Source organism: Limnoglobus sp., assembly GCF_059499385.1.
This window is the reverse complement of sequence record NZ_JCABYM010000010.1, coordinates 1-8,627: the sequence shown is the minus strand read 5'-3', so window position 1 is coordinate 8,627 and position 8,627 is coordinate 1. Positions and strand designations below refer to the sequence as shown.

Annotated in this window: 3 protein-coding genes; 1 reads left to right on the top strand and 2 read right to left on the bottom strand. The window is 71.1% G+C overall.

The annotated features are described in order from the left end of the window. Positions 1-239: 239 nt before the first annotated feature. A complete protein-coding gene (locus tag AC5JJ2_RS01505; RefSeq protein ID WP_495856199.1) occupies positions 240-2,432 on the bottom strand; it encodes a hypothetical protein in 2,193 nt (730 codons plus the stop codon). Between the two features lie 391 nt (positions 2,433-2,823). After that, complete coding sequence (locus AC5JJ2_RS01500; protein ID WP_495856198.1) at positions 2,824-4,740, bottom strand: FAD-dependent thymidylate synthase; 1,917 nt, start codon at positions 4,738-4,740, stop codon at positions 2,824-2,826. 261 nt (positions 4,741-5,001) lie between these two features. Here AC5JJ2_RS01500 and AC5JJ2_RS01495 point away from each other — a divergent pair, with 261 nt between their 5' ends. Then, entirely contained in the window at positions 5,002-8,352 is a 3,351-nt protein-coding gene (locus AC5JJ2_RS01495; RefSeq protein WP_495856197.1) for a hypothetical protein, read from the top strand. Positions 8,353-8,627: the final 275 nt, after the last annotated feature.

Sequence of the window (8,627 nt, the reverse complement as noted above, 5' to 3'; positions counted from 1 at the left end):
CGCGGGGGGGGTGGGGGGGGGGGTGGGGGGGGGGGGGGTGTCTCGGGCCCGCGCGCGGGGGGGGGGGGGGGCCGCGGCGCGCCCCCCCCCGAGCTACCCGCCTCGGACGCGATCCTCGCAGCGGGAGGGAGGTTACCCCCCTCCCTAACCCTCCCCCCCAAGGGGGGAGGGAACAAAACAAAAACGGCCGCCCGTTCGGGCGGCCGTTTCGCTTCTTCCCCCGCGAGGGGGGTCGAACCTTACTTCTTCTCCGGCAGCTTCGCCGGCTCCGGCATCTTCTTCGCCGCGTCCACCGGGGCCGCGACCGGCGCGGCCGTCGCACACGGGTCGGCCGGCGGGCAGGCGTCGCACGCGGCCGCTTCCTTCGGGCAGCACAGGCGGCCGCCGAACAGCTTGCCGAGCAGGTCGCGGACCGGCCGCTTCGTCGCACACGGATCGCCGCAGGCGTCGCCGCACGCGGCGTCGTTGCCGCAGGCGCTGTTCTTCAGCGCGTTGCCGAGGCTGCCGGCCCCGTTCGCCCCGCACCCGCCGCAGTCGTCCGCCGGCACCTTGCGGGTCACCGTCGTCGGGACCATCTCCGTCGTCGTGTACGGGACCTTCACCGTCTTCGTCACCGGCACTTGCTTCGTCAGCATCACCGGGACTTGCTTGGTAATCGTCTGTTGCTCCATCTCAGTCACCTTCGTCGGCACGAGCTTCTTCGTCTCGACCTTCACCATCTTGCAGGTGGTGACCGGGACGACCTTCTCGACCACGACCGGGACCGTCTTCGTCGTCGTCACCGGGACCTTCTTGACGACTTCCTCGGCCACGGTCTTCTCGACCTGAACCGGGACCTTGCGAACCTCGGTCACGTTCACGTTCCGGGTGACGTTCTCGACCACGTCCTTCGTGACCTTCAGCCCCTCGACGAACACCCGGCCGTTGCCGCCGGCGTCGTAGGTCGGGACGCTGCCGTCGATGCCCGCGGCGTTCTTGCCGAGGATTTCGCCGGCGCTGCCGTTCGGGGCCGCCTTCGCCGCGTTCGCGGCATCGACGTAGGCCCCGTAGGCCGTCCGCTTGTTCGTCACGGGAACCTGGCGAACTTCCGTCACCGTCACGTTCCGGACGACGTTCTGCGGGACCTTCTCGATGACGGTTTCCTTCACCATCCGCGTCGTCGTCACCGGGACGCGCTCCGTCACCTGGCGGCGGACCTGCTTCGTCACCGTCGTCGGCACGTTCTCGTCGTAGGTCTTCTTCACCATCGTGGTGACGGGGACCTTCTCCGTGACCTCGACGTACTTCGTGACCTGCCGGGTCTTCACCTCGTCCGGTTCGCGAACGAGCGTCGCGCCGGTGAGGCCGGGGCCGCCGCAGCCGTTCGCCAGGACGCCGGCGCTACCGGCCGAGTGGCCGACGCTCGCGAGCCGGGCCATCACCTTGTCGGCGAGGCTGGCGTCGTCGCGGTTGCCGCAGAGTCGGGCGAGCAGGCCCTTCTTGGCGCACGGGTCCTTGCAAGGATCGGCGCACGGGTCGGCACAGGGGTCCGCGCACGGGTTGGCGCACGGGGCGGAGCTGCCGCAGCCGTCGCGGTTGGCCCCGCTGGCGCACGGGTCGCACGTCGGGACGAGCTTGCACGCGCCCTTCACGACGTAGGTTTCCGTCACCGTCTGCGGGACCTTCTTCGTCACGCACTTCCACTCGACGACCGGCTCGCACACGGTCTTCTTGACGCACTTGTTCACGACCTCGCTGACGTTCTCGCACACCGTCCGCGTCACGTCCTTCATGACGGTTTCCGTGACGGGCCGGCAGACCGTCTTCGCGCAGTCCTTCATCACGCACTCGGTCACTTGCTTGTTGACCTTCTCGTGGCACTCCTTGAACGTCGTCTCGCACACCGGGCGGCAGACGAAGAAGCACTGCTTCTTGACGACCTGCTCGCAGACCGGCTTGCAGACGGTGAAGGTGCATTCCTTGTACTGCGTCTCGCACACCTTCCGGTGGACGGTGTACTTGCACTCCTTGTACGTCGTCTCGGTGACGCACTTGTTCACCGTCTCGGAGACGACCTTGTTGCACGTCTCGTAGACCGGCTTGTAGTTGACGCAAACCTCTTCCTTCATGACCGTCTTGCACACCGGCTTGCAGACGACCTCGGTGACGGTCTGGCACGCCTTCTCGGTGACCGTCTGCATGACGGTCTGCTTCTCGTCGCGGTAGCAGGTCTTCGTGACCGGCTTCATCACGGTTTCCGTGACGGTGCGGTAGCCGGTGTGGAACCGCTTGCCGCTGCCGTCGTGGACGGTCTGGCAGGTCGGCTCGCAGCCGCCCGGCGCGGCCGGCGGACAGCCGCCGCCGTAGGTCGTGGTCCCGCAGTGGCCGGCGAACGCGGCCGGGGCGACCCCCAGCGACGCGAGCACGGCCGAAAGACCCCAGCGCATCCTCATGATGCCCCCTCCTGATCGAGCCGCCGATCGGGTGACTCCGTCGGTCCCGTCGGCCGGTTCGGGCGAACCGGCAGCTGCGGCAGCTCGCGTTCCTATCGCGCGTTCGCGACGACGAGCGGATCGGCGAACGGCGAACAACCCCGCTAGCTCGTCTACCCCGAGTATCGGAACGCCGGTCGTGCCGGAAGGAGCGGTCCGCGGGCGTGCGGTCGTAATCGTTGGCCGCTGCGCTCGCGTCGCAGGACGTGTAGCGGGCGTGCCGCGGGGTGGGATTGTGACGTGCGGGCGGCGCGACGGGAGGAGCCCAACTATATAGCCGCCGGCTTGCCGGCGGGGTTTTGGAGTCGCAAAACCCCGCCGGCAAGCCGGCGGCTATATACGGCAGGCGGCATCACACCTTCGGATACGGCGTCGTGATCTCGAACGTGCCGTCCGGCAGCGGCCGCCGCTGGTAGTCGCCGAACAAATTCGGGCTGTCCGTCGCCAGCACGTCGAGCATGCGGTTCGCGAGCTTCCGAATCTCCGGCTCCGCCCCGGTGGACCCGCGCTGCTCCAGGAAGTGCCGCAGGGCGCGGGCGTTGGCCGTCACGAAGATTTTTGTCTCCGTCGCGTTCGGCAGCACGCTCCGCGCGGCCTGCCGGGCGGACTTGCGGCGGGTGGTGCGGTCGGCGTCCGGCGGGAGCATGGCGGCCGTGGCCGCCGCCGGGTCCGCGAGCTTCTTGTTCAGCAGCTCCGCGAGCTTCACGTAGGCGGCGTGCGACTGCTTCACGGCGTCCAGCCAGACGGCGTGCAACTCCGGGTCGTTCGCGATGATGTCCGGCTCGACGTACTCGGCGACGGACTCGTCCACGTAGCGTTGGGAAAGCTGCGAGTTGTGCGTGACGATCCCGTTCGCGACGAAGTTATGGTGCGGGCCGTCCATCTCGATGTCGAACGTCTCCTGCTCCCCGGCATACGTGACCGAGGCGATTTTCTTGAACCGGGCGACGAGCAGATTCCCACCGCCCTTCTTTCGCGTTTCTGGATCGATCCGTCGAAGGTCGGGCGCGGCCGCGCCGAGTCGTTCGGCAAATTCCAACTCGCGGGTGTTCACCTTGAGGTGACACGGCTCGCACAAGGGAACGAGGTTCGTCTCGTGGAGCGCCAAGTCCGGCCGAGCCCAGATCGGCAGGACGTGGTGCATCTCGAGCGTGCCCCCGCGGACGCGGCAGAGCTGACAGGTGTAGTCGAACTTCGCCAACACCCGTGGGGCCACCTCCGTGACGCCGCGCCGCACCGTGACGGAGTACGGCGTGATGCCACCCTTCCAGTGCGGGTTGTTCGGGCCGCGCTTCTGGTCGCCGAGCAGCCGCTTCGTTTCCGCCGTGTGCTTCCACCCGGCCGTGTACTGCCGCCCCTTGTTCCACGGCTCGCGGCCGACGGTCCACGAGCCGACCGGCTTTTGCAGCCCGTGCTTGCGGACCCACGCCCGGATCGTGTGGTGCGTCACCCCCGCGAGGTCGGCGATCTCTCGCTGCTCGAGGTTCCGCTCGACGTATTGCGTCCGTAGCCAGTTCGCGTCCTTGTACGCGGCCAGCCCGTTGGTCGCGATCGGGTGCGTGAGCGGGCCGTGGACCGCGATCCCGCTGACCGAAACCTCCAACCCGTTCACGACCTCGTGCAGCGGCTTCCAGCCGGCCGGCGTCAGGAACCGGTGGTCGCGGGAACAAGTGATCGCCTTGCCGTCTTCGAGTTCGACCCGGAAGACCGGCTTCGTTCCCGAACAGGCCAGGGCGCGAACCTTGCCCGTGGTGAACGTGTTCGTCGCCTCGTCGAGGCAGCGGAGGCGGAGCAGCTTGACGCGGGAGCGGCCATGGTGCGTCTTCGTCATCTCGTACAGGCTGCGGAGCGTCCGCTTCTTCGGCCCGCTCCGCTTGCCCCGGTCCCAGTGCTCGCTGTAGATCAGCGTGTCGCCGGTGAGGCAGTATCCGAACCCCGCGCGGTGTCGGACCAGTTCGTGCGTCAGGCTGCGGCTGAGGCCCGTCAGCAACAGGTTCCAGACACCGTGCTCCAACACGGACCCGTGGCCGACTTCCTTGATGTGGTTCAGGTAAACCGAGTTCCCGCCGGGCCGCGGGCGGGCGAAGGAGAGGTAACAGACTCTTCCGGCCACTTCGGACAGAATTTCGGCCGGAACCTCGCTGTCCGACTTCCAACTCACCCCATGATCGCCCAGAAACCGCTCCAGCTCCGGCGTCTGCACGACCTGCTTGCCGACGAGGTACACCTGCGGGTCCGTCAGCACGGTCACGGATTCGGCGTTCGACATACTTCGGCCACTCCAGACGGTCACACGTCACTCATCGGGTTTAGCGTATCCGCCGGTCGCCGGCGAGCGATCCGCCCAGGTCGCAAAGGCGCAACGCCGCGCACAATCGCCCGGATTGCGAAGACTGACCGGGTGGCGGAAAACTTTCGGCGTTTACCGGTCCGTCCGGCCGCGACGGGCGGGTATACTCACAGCACCAGCGTTCGCCCGAAGTTCGACTCAAGTTGTCCGGTTCCCTCCACGGTCTGAGGACGGCCGACCGTGCCGTGCGCTCCCTCCCCTCGTCGCCTCGCCCGGCCGCTCTCCGCGGCCGCCCTCCTCGTCTGCGCCGCGCTCCTCCCGGCCCAGGACGCCAAGCCGCCCACGGCGGTGAAGTTGCCGGACGGCACGGTCGTCTTCTACACCGCAAACCCGACCGACGCGGCCCCGAAGATCGACGGCGTCGTCCTCTCTGCGAAGGAGTACCAGCAGCTCGTCGAGCAGGCCGAGCAGCTCAAGAAGCTCCGCGAGACGACGAAGCCGGTGTCGCCGAGCGCGTGCCACGTCCGCGGCAAGGTGGACGCGAAGGGCGGCAAGCCGGTCGCCAAGCTCGTCGTCGAATATTCCTTCCGCACGACCGCCCCGCGGACCGTCGTGCTGCTCGGCGGACAGCGGGCGGCCCCGGTCGCGGCCACCGGCACGGACGGCAAAATTCCGCTGCTCGAATCGACCGCCGACGGGCTGGCCGTCGTCGTCGAGCAGCCCGGCGAGCAGAAGGTGACGCTCGAACTGGAGGCGGCCGTCCTGCCCCGCGGCGGGAAGAACGAACTCGGGTTCGAGGTCGGGCTGCCGCGGGCCGCGATCACGTCGCTGGCGTTCGAGCCGCCCGGCCCGGCCGTGAAGAAGCTGATCGTCGGCACGCGGACGCCGGAAGCCGCCGCCCCGCGGCCGCCGGAGCTGAAGCGGACGACCGACGACGCGGCCCGGTTCGCCGGCAAGGGCGTGCCGCTCGGCCCGATCGACCTACTCGAAGTCGCGTGGGAGACGCCGACGCCCGCGACCCCGGCGGCAACTGACACCGCGTTGTCAGCGGACGCCGACGTGACCGTTCGGGTGGACGACGCGCAGATCGAGACGACGACGAAGCTGAGGCTGAAAGGGCCGGCCCGCGAGTGGCTGGTGCAACTGCCGGCGGACGCGGCCGTCACCGCGGCGCGGGCGAACGTCTCGAACATCGAGGCGATCTTCGCCTCGTCGCCGGCCGTCACCCGCGTCACCGACCCGAAGCTGCCGGCGTGGAAAATCCAGACCCCGGACGCCGGCGAGTGGGTCGTCACGGCCGTCGTCCGGCAGCCGCGGCCGGACGCGAAGGACGCGAAGCACCCCGGCCCGTACCCGGTCGGGATCGCGTTCGCCGTCGGCGTGCCGAAGCAGACCGGCACGGTCCGCATCTTCGCCCCGCCGACGATCCGGCTGTCGAACTACAAGCACTCCGCCGAGGTCCGCCGCCAGGACGCGGCCGCAGGGGCGGACGCGCCCGTAGCCGCCTTCCGGTACGCCACGGCCGCCGCGAAGCCGCCGACGCTGGAGTTCGAGGCCCGCCCGGCCCGCGGGTTCACGGCCGTGCAACCGCACCACCGGCTCGACCTCACCCGCGACGGGTGGCGGCTCCGCACCGAGGTCCGCGTCACCCCGGTGCGAACCGTCGTCGAGCAGCTCACGTTCGACCTGCCGAGCGGGTGGCGGGACCAGGTCGTCGTTCGCCCCGACGACCGGGTGGACGAGGTCGCGGTCGGGGCCGAGGCGAACGGGAAGCGGCCGTTGACGATCCGCCTCGCGGCCGGGCAGTCGGAACCGTTCGCGCTGACCGTCGAGACGCTGTTCCCGCTCGACGACACGGCGTCGGACGCGGCGCTGCCGCTGCCGAAGTTCACCGGATCGGAGGAGCGGGAGTCGCAACTGACCGTCACCGTGCCGGACGGGTTCACGGTCCGCGGGACGGCGGCGGAGGCGGCGGCGAACGCGACGCCGGTGGACCTGTTGCCGGCGACGCCGCCGAAGCCCGGCGCGGCCGTGCCGCAGCTGGCCGGCACGTTCGAGACGCCGCTCGCCCGGCTCGACGTGGCGTGGCAGCCGTACCGGGCGGAACTCGCCGCGACCGCGCGGGCCGACGTGACCGTCGGCGAGCGGCAGCTCACCATCGTGGAGACGATCCAGTTCAAGGCGGCCGACGCCATCGGCCGGCCGATCCGGCTGAAGGGGCCGGTGAACCCGTTAGCGTTCCAGGCGACGCCGGCGGTCGAACCGGCCGGCGGCGGGCTGTGGACGCTGACCCCGGCGGCGGACGCGAAGGAGGTGACGCTGACCGTCAGCTACGCCGTGCCGTTGCCGCCGCGGGTTGCTGACAAGCCGGTGTCAGCGGACGTGCCGCTCGTGTGGCCGGACGCGACGAAGGTGACGGCGACGGTGCGGGTGTGGGGCGCGGCGGCCGGCCGCCGGCCGGCGAACGTGCAAGGCACGTGGGAGGAGCGGCCGCCGGAGCCGACGCCGGACCGCGACGCGCTGCCGTGGCTGACGCTCGCGGCGGCCGGCGGGCCGAAGGCCGTGCCGCTGGCGTTCGACCTCGTCGAATCGGCCGACGCCGGTGCCGCGGTGGTCGAGCGGGCGGTGGTGCAAACGTGGGCGTCGGCGGACGGGGCCGTGCAGGGCCGGGCGCGGTTCTTGTTGAAGCGGTGGCCGGCCGGCGGGATCGACGTGGAACTCACGGCCGCCGGGCCGCCGACGGTGTTCGTGAACAAGGACCGGGCGGACGGGCTGACCCCGCTGCCCGGCGGCGACGAGTCCGCGCGGGCGTACCGCGTCCCGCTACCGGAGGCACGGCCGAGCCGCCCGACGCTGGTGGTGGAACTCCAGTACGCGCTGCCGCCACAGCCGGCGGGCGAGCTGCTGCTCGTGCCGCCGCGGGTCCGCGGGGCGGTGTTGCAAGCGCCCGCGTGGTGGCAAGTCGCCGTGCCGTCGCGGGACGTGCCGCTGGTGTTCACGACCGCCCTGCTGCCGGACGTGCGGTGGGGCTGGCGGGGCGGGCTGCCCGCGCCGGTCGCCGGGCTGTCGCCGGCGGAGCTGGACCGGTGGTTCGCCGGCGGGGTGTCGCCGGACGGCGAGGCGTGGGTCGGCGCGGCCGACGACGCCGTGACCGGCCGCCAGGCGACGCCGGCGACGGTCCGGGTCGTGCGCGTCCCGCGGCTGCCGTTCGTCGTGACGTGTTCGCTACTGACGCTGATCGTCGGCCTCGCCGTGTCGCGGCTGCGGCCGGCGCTCGTCGGGCCGACCGTCGCGCTGTGGGGCGTCCTCGCGATCGCCGCCGCGGTACTGATCCCGCAGCCGGCGGCGCAGATGCTGTCCGCGGGCCTGCCCGGCCTGTTGGCGCTGGCGGTGGCGCTGGCCGTCGGGGCGGCGGCGCGGTGGCTGGCCCGCCGCCGGGTGCGGTACCTGCCGACGTTCCGCCGGGAGGTGATCGTGCCCGCGGCCCCGTCCGGGTCGGGGTCGAACAACCGCACGTCGCGGAACGGCGCGCCGTCGCTGGACGTGGCGAAGTCGTCCGCCCCCGTCGCCCCGCCACAGGCCGCGAGTTGAACCGAGGAGTTCTCCGATCTGAAGGGGTCGCGAGTTTGTGTGACACGACCGGCAGCCCGAGTTTCACCTTGAAGGGGCATCCCTCTTTCTCCCTCCCCCCTTGGGGGGGAGGGTTGGGGAGGGGGGTCGCCTCCCTCCTACCGGGGCGTTGCTCACCGGCCGGGGGCGCGCTGGGGGGGGGGGGGGGGGGGGGCCGGCGCCCCCCCGGCCCGGGCCACGCACCCCCCAGGGGCCGAGCCGCGCACCGTCCGGGCTCCGGGCGCGGGGCCGCGTGG